General features: G+C 70.2%; 12 protein-coding genes. 10 read left to right on the top strand and 2 right to left on the bottom strand.

Going from position 1 to position 15,395, the window contains the following annotated elements; genetic code table 11:
- Nucleotides 1-12 precede the first annotated feature (12 nt).
- The 3 genes from ACZ4M3_RS24405 to ACZ4M3_RS24395 all read left to right on the top strand — a co-directional run bounded on the left by ACZ4M3_RS24405 (nucleotide 13) and on the right by ACZ4M3_RS24395 (nucleotide 4,691).
- A complete protein-coding gene (locus ACZ4M3_RS24405) occupies nucleotides 13-702 on the top strand; it encodes a GNAT family N-acetyltransferase (RefSeq protein WP_467735933.1) in 690 nt (229 codons plus the stop codon).
- Between the two features lie 97 nt (nucleotides 703-799).
- Nucleotides 800-2,668, top strand: coding sequence for an IucA/IucC family protein (locus ACZ4M3_RS24400; protein ID WP_467735931.1), 1,869 nt, complete (start codon nucleotides 800-802; stop codon nucleotides 2,666-2,668).
- A gap of 52 nt (nucleotides 2,669-2,720) precedes the next feature.
- Nucleotides 2,721-4,691, top strand: coding sequence for an ATP-dependent DNA helicase (locus ACZ4M3_RS24395; protein ID WP_467735929.1), 1,971 nt, complete (start codon nucleotides 2,721-2,723; stop codon nucleotides 4,689-4,691).
- Nucleotides 4,692-4,802: 111 nt separating this feature from the next.
- On the opposite strand, the gene lexA is transcribed toward ACZ4M3_RS24395, so the two are convergent.
- The gene (gene lexA, locus ACZ4M3_RS24390; protein ID WP_467735927.1) at nucleotides 4,803-5,594 is read right to left on the bottom strand and encodes a transcriptional repressor LexA; all 792 of its coding nucleotides are present in this window, start codon (nucleotides 5,592-5,594) and stop codon (nucleotides 4,803-4,805) included.
- Between the two features lie 470 nt (nucleotides 5,595-6,064).
- Here lexA and nrdR point away from each other — a divergent pair, with 470 nt between their 5' ends.
- The 6 genes from nrdR (at nucleotide 6,065) to ACZ4M3_RS24360 (ending at nucleotide 12,974) form a co-directional block, all read left to right on the top strand.
- Entirely contained in the window at nucleotides 6,065-6,580 is a 516-nt protein-coding gene (gene nrdR / locus ACZ4M3_RS24385) for a transcriptional regulator NrdR (RefSeq protein WP_467736049.1), read from the top strand.
- 135 nt (nucleotides 6,581-6,715) lie between these two features.
- The gene (locus ACZ4M3_RS24380; protein WP_453357025.1) at nucleotides 6,716-9,613 is read left to right on the top strand and encodes a vitamin B12-dependent ribonucleotide reductase; all 2,898 of its coding nucleotides are present in this window, start codon (nucleotides 6,716-6,718) and stop codon (nucleotides 9,611-9,613) included.
- A 216-nt stretch (nucleotides 9,614-9,829) separates the two neighbouring features.
- Complete coding sequence (locus ACZ4M3_RS24375; RefSeq protein ID WP_467735924.1) at nucleotides 9,830-10,678, top strand: arylamine N-acetyltransferase family protein; 849 nt, start codon at nucleotides 9,830-9,832, stop codon at nucleotides 10,676-10,678.
- A 32-nt stretch (nucleotides 10,679-10,710) separates the two neighbouring features.
- The gene (locus ACZ4M3_RS24370) at nucleotides 10,711-11,316 is read left to right on the top strand and encodes a YdbC family protein (RefSeq protein WP_453352272.1); all 606 of its coding nucleotides are present in this window, start codon (nucleotides 10,711-10,713) and stop codon (nucleotides 11,314-11,316) included.
- 72 nt (nucleotides 11,317-11,388) lie between these two features.
- On the top strand, nucleotides 11,389-12,048 hold the full coding sequence (locus tag ACZ4M3_RS24365; protein ID WP_467735922.1) for a histidine phosphatase family protein: 660 nt from the start codon (nucleotides 11,389-11,391) through the stop codon (nucleotides 12,046-12,048).
- 11 nt (nucleotides 12,049-12,059) lie between these two features.
- Nucleotides 12,060-12,974, top strand: a complete 915-nt coding sequence (locus ACZ4M3_RS24360) for an ADP-ribosylglycohydrolase family protein (RefSeq protein ID WP_467735920.1) — start codon at nucleotides 12,060-12,062, stop codon at nucleotides 12,972-12,974.
- Nucleotides 12,975-13,086: 112 nt separating this feature from the next.
- Here ACZ4M3_RS24360 and ACZ4M3_RS24355 read toward each other — a convergent pair whose 3' ends face one another.
- On the bottom strand, nucleotides 13,087-14,640 hold the full coding sequence (locus tag ACZ4M3_RS24355; RefSeq protein ID WP_467735918.1) for an MFS transporter: 1,554 nt from the start codon (nucleotides 14,638-14,640) through the stop codon (nucleotides 13,087-13,089).
- A gap of 140 nt (nucleotides 14,641-14,780) precedes the next feature.
- On the opposite strand from ACZ4M3_RS24355, the gene ACZ4M3_RS24350 reads away from it, so the two are divergent.
- Nucleotides 14,781-15,383, top strand: coding sequence for a TetR/AcrR family transcriptional regulator (locus ACZ4M3_RS24350; RefSeq protein ID WP_467735916.1), 603 nt, complete (start codon nucleotides 14,781-14,783; stop codon nucleotides 15,381-15,383).
- Nucleotides 15,384-15,395: the final 12 nt, after the last annotated feature.

Here is a 15,395-nt window from a genome sequence, read left to right as displayed (position 1 = left end):
GAGAAGAGCCCGATGCCCTCCACCCGCACCCCCATCGGTCCCACCCGCACGGCCGCGGCCACCGCCACGGTCATCGGGGCAACGGCCCAACCGCGGCTCAACACCCAGCGGTTGCCGTTGCTCGCCGAGTCAGACCTGCTCGACTCCCCGGCTGCCTGGAGCGCCGCCGCCACCCCGGTCGGGACCTTCCGCCTGGAACCCGTACGACCGCGCCGCGACCTGGAACTCCTGACCCGCTGGATGAACGACCCTGAGGTCGCCACCTTCTGGGAACTCGCCGGTCCCGCCACCGTCACGGCCGCCCACCTGCGCGAACAGCTCGACAGCGACGGCCGCAGCATCCCCTGCCTGGGCCTGCTCGACGGCACACCGATGAGCTACTGGGAGATCTACCGGGCCGACCTCGACCCGCTCGCCCGCCACTACCCGGCGCGCCCCCACGACACGGGTATCCACCTGCTGATCGGAGACGGCACGAACCGCGGCCGAGGCTTGGGCACCACACTGCTCCGCGCGGTCGCCGACCTGGTGTTCGACAACCGGCCACGCTGCACTCGCGTGATCGCCGAACCGGACATCCGTAACACCCCCTCCGTATCAGCCTTCCTGAACTCCGGTTTCCGCTGTTCCGCGGAAATCGACCTCCCCGAGAAGCGTGCCGCGCTGATGATCCGTGAGCGGGCGCTGCGCAATCTCCTCTGATTGCCGCCCCGCAGTCCTCGCACCGTCATCGCTCGACGCTTCCGCAATTGCAAAACTCCGCGCTGTGGACCGAAGTTCCCGCTACCCGAGGAGTCCCGTGTCGAATTTCCCCGCCGCCTCAGGCTCCACAGGCCCCCACGTCTCGGAGGCGGTGGCCTCCTCACCCCAGCACCCCTGCACTCCACCCGAGATCAACGGGGCGACCTGGGGTTCCGCCACCAGCCGGTTGCTCGCCAAGATGCTGGGGGAGTTCGCGTACGAGGAGATCATCACCCCCCTCCCGGCCCCCGCGGCCGCCGGTGACGCCTGGAGCCTCACCCTGGACGACGGCAGCAGCCTCGGCTTCCGTGCCCGCCGTCGCTCCTACGGCAGCTGGCACGTCGACGCCGGCACCATCACCCTCACCCCGCCGCCCCCCTCCACCCAGGACCCGACCGCCTTCGGGGACCCGTTCGAGTTCCTGATCCGCTCCCGCACGCTCCTCGGCCTCGACGGCGGGACCCTGGGCCACCTCGTCCGGGAACTCAGCGCCACCCTGTCCGCCGACGCCCACCTCGACCACCACGCGCTCACCGCCGACGTCCTCGCCGACCTCGACTACGCCGACCTCGAAGGCCACCAGACCGGCCACCCCTGGCTCGTGCTCAACAAGGGCCGTGTCGGGATGTCGGCCGCCGACACCGCCGCCTGGGCGCCCGAATCCCGCACCCGCCAGCGGCTGCCCTGGCTCGCCGCCCACACCTCCCTGGCCGAGTACCGCGGAACCGCCGGGATGGAAGACCCCGCGCGCCTGTACTCCGCCGAGCTCGACGCCGTCACCCGGGCCGCCTTCGACCAGGCCCTGCGCGACCGCGGCCTCGATCCCCGCGGCTACCTCTACCTCCCGCTGCACCCCTGGCAGTGGGACGAGATAGTGCTTCCGCTCTTCGTACCCGCCCTCGCCTCCGGCGCGCTCGTACCACTGCCCGCGGATCCCGACGTACGACTGCCGCAGCAGTCGATCCGCACCTTCCTCAACCTGACCCGCCCCGACCGGCACAGCGTCAAGCTGCCGCTCTCCGTCCTCAACACCATGGTCTGGCGCGGACTGCCCTGCGACCTGACCCTCGCCGCCCCCGCCGTCACCGCCTGGATCCACTCACTCCGTGACACGGACCCGTTCCTGCGCGACGAGTGCCGGGTCGTGCTCCTCGGCGAGGTGGCCTCCGTGACCGTCCGCCACCCCGTTTACGACCGGCTGCCCGAGGTCCCCTACCAGTACAAGGAACTGCTCGGCGCGATCTGGCGCGAGCCCCTGACCGGTCGCCTCGCTCCCGGCGAGCGGGCCCGGACCCTGGCCTCACTCCTGCACACCGACCCGCGCGGGCGGTCCTTCACGGCCGAGCTCGTCGCCCGCTCCGGACTGGCCCCGACCGTGTGGCTCCAGCGGCTCTTCGCCGCCCTGCTGCCGCCGCTGCTCCACTTCCTCTACCGGTACGGCACGGTCTTCTCCCCGCACGGCGAGAACTCCATCGTGATCTTCGACGAGAGCGACGTCCCCGTCCGGCTGGCGGTGAAGGACTTCGTGGACGACGTCAACATCAGCCGGGAGCCGCTGCCCGAGCACGACGCGATGCCCCCCGAGGTGCGCGCCGCACTCCTGTCGGAGCCGCCCGCCTACCTCACCCAGTTCATCCACTCCGGACTGTTCGTCGGCGTGTTCCGCTACCTGTCCGCGATCTGCGAAGACCGGATGGGAGTTCCCGAGACCGAGTTCTGGTCCCTCGTACGGGCGGAGATCCTCCGCCACCAGTCCCGCTTCCCCGAGCTCAAGGACCGCTACGAGCTGTTCGACCTGCTCACAGAGCGGATCGACCGGCTCTGCCTCAACCGGAACCGGCTCCACGAGGACGGCTACCGGGACCGTCCGGACCGCCCGCACGCGGTCACCCACGGGACCGTTCCGAACCCCCTGCACCGGCCGTGATCCGTCGGCGATGCGGCTCCTGTCGGTGCGGCCCCGTAGGGTTGGCAGTGCTATGACGAAGCCCTCCCTCCCCGACCTGCTGCATGCCGCCGTCTCCGCCGTCGGCGGCACGGAGCGGCCCGGCCAGGTGGCCATGGCCGAAGCCGTCGCCGAAGCGATCGACGAGAACTCCCACCGGCTGATCCAGGCCGGCACCGGCACCGGTAAATCCCTCGGTTACCTGGTGCCGGCCCTCGCCCACGGCGAACGGGTCGTCGTCGCCACCGCGACACTGGCCCTCCAGCGGCAGCTCGTCGAGCGCGACCTGCCCCGGACGGTGGAGGCGCTGCATCCGCAGCTCCGCCGCCGCCCGCAGTTCGCCATGCTCAAGGGCCGCTCCAACTACCTGTGCCTGCACCGCCTCCATGAGGGCGCGCCGCAGGACGAGGAGGAGGGCCTCTTCGACCAGTTCGAAGCGGCCGCCCCGACCAGCAAGCTGGGCCAGGACCTGCTGCGCCTTCGGGACTGGGCGGACGAGACCGAGACCGGCGACCGCGACGACCTGACGCCCGGTGTCTCCGACAAGGCCTGGGGGCAGATCTCGGTCTCCTCCCGTGAATGCCTGGGCGCGACGAAATGCGCCTACGGAGCCGAGTGCTTCGCCGAGGCCGCCCGCGAGCGGGCCAAGCTCGCGGACGTCGTCGTCACCAATCACGCCCTGCTCGCGATCGACGCGATCGAGGGCGCCCCCGTGCTGCCCCAGCACGAGGTGCTGATCGTGGACGAGGCCCACGAGCTGGTCTCCCGCGTCACCGGGGTCGCCACCGGGGAACTCACCCCCGGACAGGTCAACCGGGCCGTCAAGCGCGCCGCCAAGCTCGTCGACGAGAAGACCGCCGACGCCCTGCAGACCGCGTCGGAGTCCTTCGAACGGGTCATGGAACTGGCCCTGCCCGGCCGGCTGGAGCAGGTCCCCGAGGACCTGGGGTACGCGCTGATGTCCCTGCGGGACGCGGCGCGCAATGTGATCTCGACGATCGGTTCCACCCGCGACAAGTCCGTCCAGGACGAGGACGCCGTCCGCAAGCAGGCCCTGGCGGCGGTGGAGAGCGTCCACTCGGTGGCGGAGCGGATCGTGCTCGGCTCGGAGTACGACGTCGTCTGGTACGAACGCCACGACCGTTTCGGCGCCACCCTGCGCGTCGCTCCCCTCTCGGTCTCGGGCCTGCTGCGCGAGAAGCTGTTCGAAGACCGCTCGGTGGTCCTCACCTCCGCGACGCTCAAGCTCGGCGGCGACTTCAACGGCGTCGCCGGCTCGCTCGGCCTCTCACCGGAAGGCGTGGCCGGTGACGACGTCCCGGTCTGGAAGGGGCTGGACGTCGGCTCGCCGTTCGACTACCCCAAGCAGGGCATCCTCTACGTCGCCAAGCACCTGGCCACCCCGGGCCGCGAGGGGACCCGCGGCGACATGATGGACGAGCTCGCGGAGCTGATCGAGGCGGCCGGCGGCCGGACCCTCGGACTGTTCTCCTCGATGCGCGGTGCGAAGGCCGCCGCCGAGGAACTGCGCGGGCGGCTGGACCATCCGATCCTGCTCCAGGGAGAGGAGACGCTGGGCGAGCTGATCAAGGCGTTCGCGGCCGATCCGAAGACCTGTCTCTTCGGGACGCTGTCGCTGTGGCAGGGAGTCGACGTGCCCGGACCCAGCTGCCAGCTGGTGATCATGGACCGGATCCCGTTCCCCCGCCCCGACGACCCGCTGATGAGCGCCCGGCAGAAGTCGGTGGAGGAGCACGGCGGCAACGGCTTCATGGCGGTCGCGGCCACCCACGCCGCCCTGCTGATGGCCCAGGGCGCGGGCCGGCTCGTGCGGGCGACCGGTGACCGGGGTGTCGTCGCCGTTCTCGACCCGCGGCTGGCCACGGCTCGCTACGGGACCTTCCTGCGCGCCACGCTGCCCGACTTCTGGTACACCACCGACCGCAACCAGGTCCGCCGCTCGCTCGCCGCGATCGACGCCTCGGCCCAGGCGGACGGCAAGTAGCGCTGACGGCGCGAAGCACGTACGGCTGGACCCCCACAGCAGGGGCGTGAAGGCACAAAGCAGCTCCGGGACCGGCGCAGAGGTCCCGGAGCTGGATCGGGGCGACCGGCGTCAGACCCGGCGCAGCACGGCGACGACCTTGCCGAGGATGGTCGCCTCGTCGCCGGGGATCGGCTGGTACGCGGAGTTGTGCGGGAGCAGCCAGACGTGGCCGTCCTCGCGCTTGAACCGCTTGACGGTGGCCTCGCCGTCCAGCATCGCGGCGACGATGTCACCGTTCTCCGCGACCGGCTGACGGCGGACGGTGACCCAGTCGCCGTCGCAGATCGCCGCTTCGATCATCGAGTCGCCGACGACCTTGAGTACGAAGAGTTCGCCGTCCCCGACCAGCTGGCGGGGGAGCGGGAAAACGTCCTCCACCGACTCCTCGGCGAGGATCGGGCCGCCGGCCGCGATCCGGCCGACCAGGGGAACGTACGAGGCGGCGGGCTTGCCGGTGGTGTCCGTGGGCTGCGAGCTGGGCTGGTCCGAGCCGCGCACCTCGTAGGCGCGCGGGCGGTGCGGGTCGCGGCGCAGGAAACCCTTGCGTTCGAGGGCCATCAGTTGATGGGCGACCGACGACGTGCTCGACAGGCCGACCGCCTGGCCGATCTCCCGCATTGACGGCGGGTAGCCCCGGCGCTGAACCGAATCGCGGATGACTTCGATGACCCTCCGCTGCCGGTCCGTGAGTCCGGAGCTGTCGGCGCGGATGCCTGGAGGTCGCCCGGGCAGCGAGCGTGCGGGGCGCAGGGACTCCGCCTCCGGGTTCTGACGTGCGTCGTTCATGGCATGCACCGGCTCAAGTCGGCTCTGGGAGCGGTTCTGGGCAGTGATGGTGGCACTGTCTGCGGTCGTGGTCACGTCGGCCCCTCTCGAAAAGTTCTCCCTAGCTGGACAACGGTAGTTGCTTTCGAAAGGTTGCGCCAAACACACGTTCGAGTGAAATATCGCAGATCGTCTGCCTGGAGCACTTCAAGAGGTGTATGGACCGACAGTCTGACCGAACGCGGGTTCGGCCGTCCCCGTGCCGCCTACGGTACCCTTCCGGGTCGGATCGCCGTCGTGCGGGCCCGCGCCCAGTGTGGCACCGCCGGACCCCGTATCCGGCCACCGGACAGCGCGACACGCGGCGGGCCGTAAATCCACCACAACCCAAGATCTAGTGGTTGGATGAGCGCTGCCACCCAGAAGTTGTGGTCCCGGGTCCGCTGAGGGTCCAGGCATCGCATATGCTGGTGGCTGCTTCACGAGCCCCCGGCAGAGCCTCGTTCCTGCCGTTCAGGGGCGTCGTGAGGTGATCAGTCGTGCCGAAGAGGGAGGGTGAGGGAACCATGCACTGCCCCTTCTGCAGGCACCCCGACAGCCGGGTCGTCGACAGCCGCACCACCGACGACGGCACGTCGATCCGTCGGCGCCGTCAGTGCCCCGACTGCTCCCGTCGCTTCACGACGGTGGAGACGGCCTCGCTGATGGTGATCAAGCGCAGCGGGGTGACCGAACCCTTCAGCCGCTCCAAGGTCATCTCTGGCGTCCGCAAGGCCTGCCAGGGGCGGCCGGTCACCGAGGACGCCCTCGCCAAGCTCGGCCAGCGGGTCGAGGAGGCGCTGCGCGCCACCGGGAGCGCCGAGCTGACCACCCACGACGTGGGCCTGGCCATACTCGGCCCCTTGCAGGAACTCGACCTGGTCGCGTACCTGCGGTTCGCATCCGTGTACAAAGCGTTCGACACCCTTGAAGACTTCGAGACCGCCATCGCGGAACTCCGCGAACGGCGGCCTCACCCCCATGAGTGCGAGCCGGGGGGGACCCCCGCGGTCGTCCCCGTGCCCGCCTCCGCCGCCGACTGACCGGACGGGCCGCTGCGCGGCCCGGGCCCGGTCGGCCAGGCGAGATTCGAAGATTCGTAGATACAGACACATGGCACCGTGCTGCGGAATATCGCTGGCACTTCAGGGCGTTTTTGCCCGCATATGGGAGGCGGCATGACAGAGACGGCGAGCGGCTCGGCACGAGGTTCCCGCGCCAAGGGAACCAAGACTGCCAAGAGCGGCCTGCGGATCGAGCGCATCCACACCACCCCGGGCGTGCACCCGTACGACGAGGTGAGCTGGGAGCGCCGTGACGTCGTCATGACCAACTGGCGCGACGGCTCGGTCAACTTCGAGCAGCGTGGCGTCGAGTTCCCCGACTTCTGGTCGGTGAACGCGGTCAACATCGTCACGAGCAAGTACTTCCGCGGCGCGGTCGGCACCCCGCAGCGCGAGACCGGCCTGAAGCAGCTCATCGACCGGATCGTGAAGACCTACACGAAGGCCGGCGAGGACTACGACTACTTCGCTTCGCCCGCGGATGCCGAGATCTTCGAGCACGAGCTGACGTACGCCCTCCTGCACCAGATCTTCAGCTTCAACTCCCCGGTGTGGTTCAACGTCGGAACGCCCCAGCCGCAGCAGGTCTCCGCCTGCTTCATCCTGGCCGTCGACGACTCCATGGAGTCGATCCTCGACTGGTACAAGGAAGAGGGAATGATCTTCAAGGGCGGCTCCGGCGCCGGCCTGAACCTCTCCCGCATCCGCTCCTCCAAGGAGCTCCTCTCCTCCGGCGGCAACGCCTCCGGCCCGGTCTCCTTCATGCGCGGCGCCGACGCGTCCGCAGGAACGATCAAGTCGGGCGGCGCCACCCGCCGCGCGGCCAAGATGGTCGTCCTGGACGTGGACCACCCGGACGTCGAGGACTTCATCGCCACCAAGGTGAAGGAAGAGGAGAAGATCCGCGCCCTGCGTGACGCGGGCTTCGACATGGACCTGGGCGGCGACGACATCACGTCCGTCCAGTACCAGAACGCCAACAACTCCGTCCGCGTGAACGACGAGTTCATGACGGCCGTCGAGAACGGCACCGAGTTCGGCCTGCGCGCCCGCATGACCGGCGAGGTCATCGAGAAGGTCGACGCCAAGGCGCTCTTCCGCAAGCTCGCCGAGGCCGCGTGGGCCTGCGCCGACCCGGGCATCCAGTACGACGGTGTGATCAACAACTGGCACACCTGCCCCGAGTCCGGCCGCATCACCGCGTCCAACCCGTGCAGCGAGTACATGCACCTGGACAACACGTCCTGCAACCTCGCGTCGCTGAACCTCATGAAGTTCCTCAACGACGACGGCAAGGGCAACCAGTCCTTCGACGCCGAGCGCTTCTCGAAGGTCGTCGAGCTGGTCATCACCGCGATGGACATCTCCATCTGCTTCGCGGACTTCCCCACGCAGAAGATCGGCGAGAACACCCGCGCCTTCCGTCAGCTCGGCATCGGCTACGCCAACCTCGGCGCCCTGCTGATGGCCACCGGTCACGCCTACGACTCGGACGGCGGCCGCACGCTCGCCGCCTCGATCACCTCGCTGATGACCGGTACGGCGTACCGGCGCTCCGCCGAGCTGGCCGCCATCGTCGGTCCCTACGACGGTTACGCCCGCAACGCCGAGTCGCACAAGCGCGTCATGAAACAGCACGCCGACGCGAACGCCGTCGCGCCGCGCACCGAGGACCTGGACAACGCGATCTGGGCCGCGGCCACCGAGGCCTGGCAGGACGTCCTGCGCCTCGGCGAGAAGAACGGCTTCCGCAACTCCCAGGCCTCCGTCCTCGCCCCGACCGGCACCATCGGTCTGGCGATGTCCTGCGACACCACCGGTGTCGAGCCGGACCTGGCCCTGGTCAAGTTCAAGAAGCTCGTCGGCGGCGGCTCGATGCAGATCGTCAACGGCACCGTCCCGCAGGCCCTGCGCCGCCTGGGCTACCAGGAGGAGCAGATCGAGGCGATCGTCTCCCACATCGCCGAGCACGGCGTGGTCGTCGACGCCCCGGGTCTCAAGACCGAGCACTACTCGATCTTCGACTGCGCCATGGGCGAGCGTTCCATTTCCCCGATGGGCCACGTGCGCATGATGGCCGCGATCCAGCCGTGGATCTCCGGCGCGATCTCGAAGACGGTCAACATGCCGGAGACGGCGACCGTCGAGGAGATCGAGGAGATCTACTTCGAGGCGTGGAAGATGGGCGTCAAGGCGCTCGCGATCTACCGCGACAACTGCAAGGTCGGCCAGCCCCTCTCCGCGAAGAAGAAGGAAGAGGAGAAGGAGGAGGTCACCGCCAAGGCGGAGGACACCATCCGCGCCGCGGTCGAGAAGGTCATCGAGTACCGCCCGGTCCGCAAGCGCCTGCCGAAGGGCCGGCCGGGGATCACCACCTCCTTCACGGTCGGTGGCGCCGAGGGCTACATGACCGCGAACTCCTACCCGGACGACGGCCTGGGCGAGGTCTTCCTGAAGATGTCCAAGCAGGGTTCCACCCTCGCGGGCATGATGGACGCCTTCTCGATCGCCGTCTCCGTCGGCCTCCAGTACGGCGTGCCGCTGGAGACCTACGTCTCGAAGTTCACCAACATGCGCTTCGAGCCGGCCGGTATGACGGACGACCCGGACGTGCGGATGGCGCAGTCGATCGTCGACTACATCTTCCGCCGCCTGGCGCTGGACTTCCTGCCGTTCGAGACCCGCTCGGCGCTCGGCATCCACACCGCGGAGGAGCGTCAGCGCCACCTCGACACCGGCTCGTACGAGCCGCTGGAAGAGGAGGAGCTGGACACGGAGTCGCTGGCCCAGTCGGCCCCGCTCACGGCGGTCAGGTCGGAGCCGAAGCCGGCCGTCGCAGCGCCGGTCCAGGTCCCGGCCCCGAAGACGGCGCACTCCAGCGCCGAACTCGTCGAGATGCAGCTCGGCGTCTCCGCCGACGCCCCGCTCTGCTTCTCCTGCGGTACGAAGATGCAGCGCGCCGGCTCCTGCTACATCTGCGAGGGCTGCGGCTCGACCAGCGGTTGCAGCTGATCACGGGCTGACGGCTGACGGCTGACGGCTGCTGCTGAGCAGCCGAGGAGCGGGGACCGGCGGCGAGCCGGTCCCCGCTTTCGCGTACCCCGCCCCGGGGCGGTCCGGGGCGGGGCGGAAGGGGCTGGCGTGGCCGGGCGGCCACGACGATCATGGTGGCGGGGGGCGGGGCGACCGCCGCGGCCCCGAACTTCACGCTGGGGGAGTGGGAGAGCCATGTGGAGCGGGGATGAGCTGGACCTCGACGCGTATCTGGCCCGGATCGGCATCCGTGCGGGCGGCGAAGGGGGAGGCCAGGGGCGGGAACTACGGCCCGACCTGGAGACGTTGTACGCAGTGCACCGGGCCCACACCGCCACCATTCCCTTCGAGAGCCTGGACGTCACGCTCGGCCACCCCGTCGCGCTGGACGTCAAGACACTGCAGGACAAGCTCGTGCACCGCCGCCGCGGCGGCTACTGCTACGAGCAGAACTCGCTGCTGGCCGCCGCCCTCCAGCGGATCGGCTTCGAGGTCTCGGGGCGCGGCGCCCGCAACCGGGCCCGCGGAGACAGCCTGCTGCCGGTGACGCACGCCGTCCTCGTCGTCACCGTGGAGGGTGAACCCTGGCTGTGCGACGCGGGGTTCGGGTACCCGGGCCCGTTCGAGCCCGTCCCGCTCGGACGGCCCGGCGCCGAGGTGCGGCAGGGGGAGTCCACGTACGCCGTGTACCAGGAGGAGGGGGACGTCCTCGTCCTGCGCCGGTTGCAGGAGGGGGCCTGGCGCGACCTCTACGCCTTCACTCCGCAGCCGTACCACCCGGTCGACTACGTGGTGCTGAACCACTACAGCTCCTCACACCCGCGCTCCGCCTTCCTCGGCAAGGTCATAGTCCAACGGCCCGGCGCGGACGTGCGGGTGGCCCTGCTGGGGCGCGAGCTCACGCACTGGTACCCCGACGGGCGGGTGGTGCGGCGCACCATGGCTGCGGAAGAGCTGATCCCCCTGCTCGACCGGGAGTTCGGCCTTCGGCTGTCCGAGCGGGACGCGGCTGATCTGGTGCGGATCTTCCGCGCCGGGGACTGACCCGGGCCGCGCCGGGCCCGTACGATGGCGCGGTGCTGGTCAAGTGGATTCGCTGCACGGTGACGGACCGACGCGGGTTCGAGCGCGGGCAGCGCAAATGGGCGGGGCTGCCGGGCGAGCCCGGATTCCGGGGGCAGGGCGGCGGATGGAGCCGGGGCCGGCAGGGGGTGGCGCACGTCTTCGCGTTCTGGGAGAGCCGTTCCTTCTACGACTCCTTCATGGCGCGCTCGCACGACCGGCTGGCCGCCTCCCAGAACGGCACCTTCACCGATGCCCGGGTCACGCTCTTCGACTACCGCTTCGATGTGAAGACCGGTTTCGAGCCGCGTTTCTCCGACGCCGACGTGGTGCGGGTCGCCCATACCCGGGTGCGGGAGGGGCGCGTCGAGCACTTCGCCCTGATGCAGGAGAAGGTCTGGAACCCGGCCATGGCCGGGTCGCCCGGCATGATCCGCGGCCTCTTCGGCGAAGCCCCGGGGCGGGAGTTCCTGGTGCTGTCCATGTGGCGGGCGGCCGCCGAGCACGGCAAGTACCGGCAGGAGCGGGTCGAGCGGCTGTCGCTGCGCGCCCAGACCGAGGCGGACGTGGAGGCGCTCACGGGAGACGTCGTCGACCTCGAACCCACCTGGACGGTATGACCGTAAGACGAACAGCTGCCTGAACGGCGTGCCCGTTCGAAACCCGCGCCGTTGGCCGAATAGGGTCGTGGAATGGTACGACCACGGCGCATCGTCCTCGTCCGGCACGGGGAATCCCAGGGCAATGCCGATGACACGGTGTACGAGCGGGAGCCCGACCACGCCCTGCGGCTGACGCCCGCCGGGCGCGAGCAGGCCCGGCAGGCCGGCGCCCGGCTGCGCGAACTGTTCGGGGACGAGCGCATCAGCGCCTACGTCTCCCCCTACCGCCGCACCCTGCAGACCTTCCGCGAGCTGCGGCTGGACCCCACACGGGTCCGCATGCGCGAGGAACCGCGGCTGCGCGAGCAGGACTGGGGGAACTGGCAGGACAACGACGACGTACGCCTGCAGAAGGCGTACCGGGACGCCTACGGGCACTTCTTCTACCGTTTCGCCCAGGGTGAGTCGGGCGCCGACGTGTACGACCGGGTCGGTTCCTTCCTGGAGAGCCTGTACCGCAGTTTCGAGGCCCCCGACCACCCGGAGAACGTGCTCCTCGTGACGCACGGACTGACGATGCGGCTGTTCTGCATGCGCTGGTTCCACTGGTCGGTGGCCGAGTTCGAGGCCCTGTCCAACCCGGGGAACGGCGAATACCGGACACTCCTGCTGGGGCCGGACGGCCGCTACCGGCTGGACCGCCCGTTTGAGCGCTGGACCACACCTGAGCCTTACGACCTGGACGACTAAAGTGACGCGCAATGACCGCTGACTCCGCTCCCGAGAGGCGCTACGCACGCGCCATGTCCAGCCTTCGCGGGCTGGCCCTGGGGGACGCGCTGGGCTCCCAGTACTTCGTCCCCGTGAACTACCCGCTGCTCAAGCGGCGCGAGCTGCCCGTGGGCAGCGAGACCTGGCAGTGGACCGATGACACCGAGATGGCCTGCTCGGTGCTGGCCGTCCTCGCCGAGCACGGCCGGATGGACCAGGACGCGCTGGCCGGGTCGTTCGCCCGCCACCACGACTTCGACCGCGGCTACGGGCCCGCCGTCAACCGGATGCTGCGTCTGATCCGTGAGGGTGCGGACTGGCGCACCCTGGCGGCCGAGCTGTTCAACGGGCAGGGCTCGTGGGGCAACGGCGCCGCCATGCGCATCGCACCGCTCGGCGCCTGGTACGCGGACGATCCCGAGCAGGCCACGCACCAGGCCGAGATCTCCGCGTACACCACCCACCAGCACCGCGAGGCGGTGTGCGGGGCGATGGCCGTCGCCGCGGCGGCCGCGTTCGCGGCGGCCGCCGCGGGGCCGCCCAAGGCGGCCGACCTGCTGGACGGGGTCATCGCGCTGGTCCCGCGCAGCGCGGTGGGCGCTGGGCTGCGGCGGGCGCGGGACATGCTGGACTACGGCGACGCCACCACGGTCGCGGCGGTCCTGGGCTGCGGCCGGCGCACCAGTGCCCATGACACGGTGCCGTTCGCCCTGTGGTCGGCGGCGCGCTCGCTGGACGACTACGAGCGGGCGTTCTGGACCACCGCCCAGGTGGGCGGGGACGTGGACACGACGTGTGCGATCGTCGGCGGGGTGCTGGGCGCGCGTGGTGACGCGGTGCTGCCGCAGGCCTGGCTGGCGCGGACCGAGGCCCTGCCGGCGTGGCTGCCGGAGGCGCCGCGCTGAGGAACCGGGCGGCTCGGGCCCGCGGCCGCCGGGTGGCTCCGTAGCGCCCACGCGTACGCGGCCCGGGCGCCGGATGGCTCCGGGCGCCCGGGCCGCGTACGGCCTGACCGGCTCAGGCCGCCGGACCGGCCTCGGCGGCGGCCCCGTTGAGGGCCTCCAGGTCGCTCTTGCGTACCCGGATCACCAGCAGGGCGGTGGCGAGGGCGAGCCCCGCCATCGCCACGGCGGCCAGGAACGCGGTGGAGATGCCCTGGGTCAGGACGAGGTCGCCCCACGGGTCGGGCAGCCGGCCGGTCGCCTTGAAGGCGGCCAGCTGACCGGGGTCCGCCTGCGTCATGAAGGCCGGGAGCTGCTTGGCGGCCTCGTCCCGGCTGGCGGTGCCGAAGACGGTGACCAGGATCGACAGGCCCAGCGAGCCGCCGACCTGCTGGCTCGCGTTGAGCAGCCCCGAGGCGGCGCCCGCCTCGCGCGGAGCCACCCCGGATACGGCGGTGAGGGTGAGGGTCACGAAGTTCAGGCCCATGCCGAAGCCGAACAGCACCATCGGTCCGAGCACCCCGGAGACGTACGAGCTGTCGGTGTCGATGAAGCTCAGCCAGGCCAGGCCCGAACCGGTGAGCGCCGACCCGGCGACCATGAACGGCTTGGGTCCGAAGCGGGGCAGGAACCGCTGTGAGAGCCCGGCGGCGGTGACGATCGCGACGGTCACGGGCAGGAAGCCGAGACCGGACTGGATCGGTGAGAAGCCGAGCACGTTCTGCACGAACTGGACGATGAAGAAGAACATGCCGAACATCGCCGCGGCGAGGCCGAGCATGATCACGTACGTGCCGGCGCGGTTGCGGTCGGCGAACATGCGCAGCGGGATGATGGGTTCCCGCGCCCGGGACTCGATGACGACGAACAGCGCGAGCAGCACCACCGCGGCGGCGAAGGAGCCGATGGTGAGCGAGTCGCGCCACCCGTCCTCGGACGCGCGGATGAACCCGTAGACCAGCGAGGCCATGCCGCCGGTGGAGGTGAGCGCCCCGGCGATGTCGAACCGGCCCGGGTGGCGTTCGGACTCGCTGATGAACAGCGGGGCGAGGACGGCGATCAGGACTCCGATCGGCACGTTGACGAAGAGGACCCAGCGCCAGTCGAGCCATTCCGTCAGCATGCCGCCGGCCAGCAGGCCGATCGCGCCGCCGCCGGCCGAGACGGCCGCGAACACGCCGAACGCCCGGTTGCGCTCCGGACCTTCGGCAAAAGTCGTGGTGATCAGGGCCAGCGAGGTGGGTGAGGCGATGGCGCCGCCGACTCCCTGGAGGGCGCGGGCGGCCAGGAGCTGCCAGGGCTCCTGGGCGAATCCGCCGAGGAGGGAGGCGAGGGTGAAGAGCAGGATTCCGGTCATGAAGACCCGGCGCCGGCCGAGGATGTCGCCGGCCCGGCCACCGAGCAGGAGCAGACCGCCGAAGGTGAGGGTGTAGGCGCTGAGCACCCAGGACAGATCGGTGGTGGAGAACGCGAGCGCGGTCTGGATGTGCGGGAGCGCGATGTTCACGATCGTCGCGTCGAGCACGACCATCAGCTGGCAGGCGGCGATCACCGCGAGTGCCACGCCGGGACGGCCGGGATGGCGCGCGGCCCCGGGTATCCGGGGTTTTTCGAGTTGAACGCTTGTCACTGAGGATCCCCCCGAAGTGAAATAGTGAACGCATCCGTTCACTGGCGACCCACGGTAGGAGCTACATTTAGTGAACGCAAGCGTTCACTAAGGCTGAAAATACGTGCGATGCGCGCGCGGGCCGGTCGGAGGTATGGAGCATGACGGGTTCCCGCTGGTCGGAGGTGCCGCCGGGGCGCAGAAGGGGCCCGGAACTCGAACGGGCCATCCTGGACGCGGCCCTGGAGCAGCTGAGCACCGTCGGCTGGAACGCGCTCACGATGGAAGGCGTCGCCGCCGCCGCACGGACCGGGAAGGCGGCGCTCTACCGGCGCTGGCCGTCCAAGGCCGCGCTCGTGGCCGAGGTGCTGAGGGCTGGACTGCCGCCGATGGAAGGGATTCCGGACACCGGGTCGATCCGTGACGACCTCTACGGGCTGTGCGCGTGGATGTGTGACGTGATGCGGTCGCGCGCCGGTGTGGCGCTGCGTGCGGTGCTTCACGAATGCGACCACGACCACGCGGACCAGTTCCGCGTTGTGATCCGGAGCGGACTGCACGAACCGGCGCAGGCGTTGATCCAGACGCTTGTGCAGCGGGGGATCGAGCGGGGAGAAGTCCGATCGGACGCGAACATTCCGCTCATTGTCGACGTGATTCCCGCAATGCTGATGTATCGAGCGAAGATGTACGGAAGCGAATGGGGCGACCGGGACATCGCCCAGCTGATCGACCAGGTGATGGTGCCGATGCTCCGGGTGTGAGGCCGCGGGGGA

The organism is Streptomyces sp. NPDC026522 (genome assembly GCF_055567555.1).
Note: the sequence above shows the minus strand (reverse complement) of the source record. Positions and strands in the feature narration are given on the sequence as shown.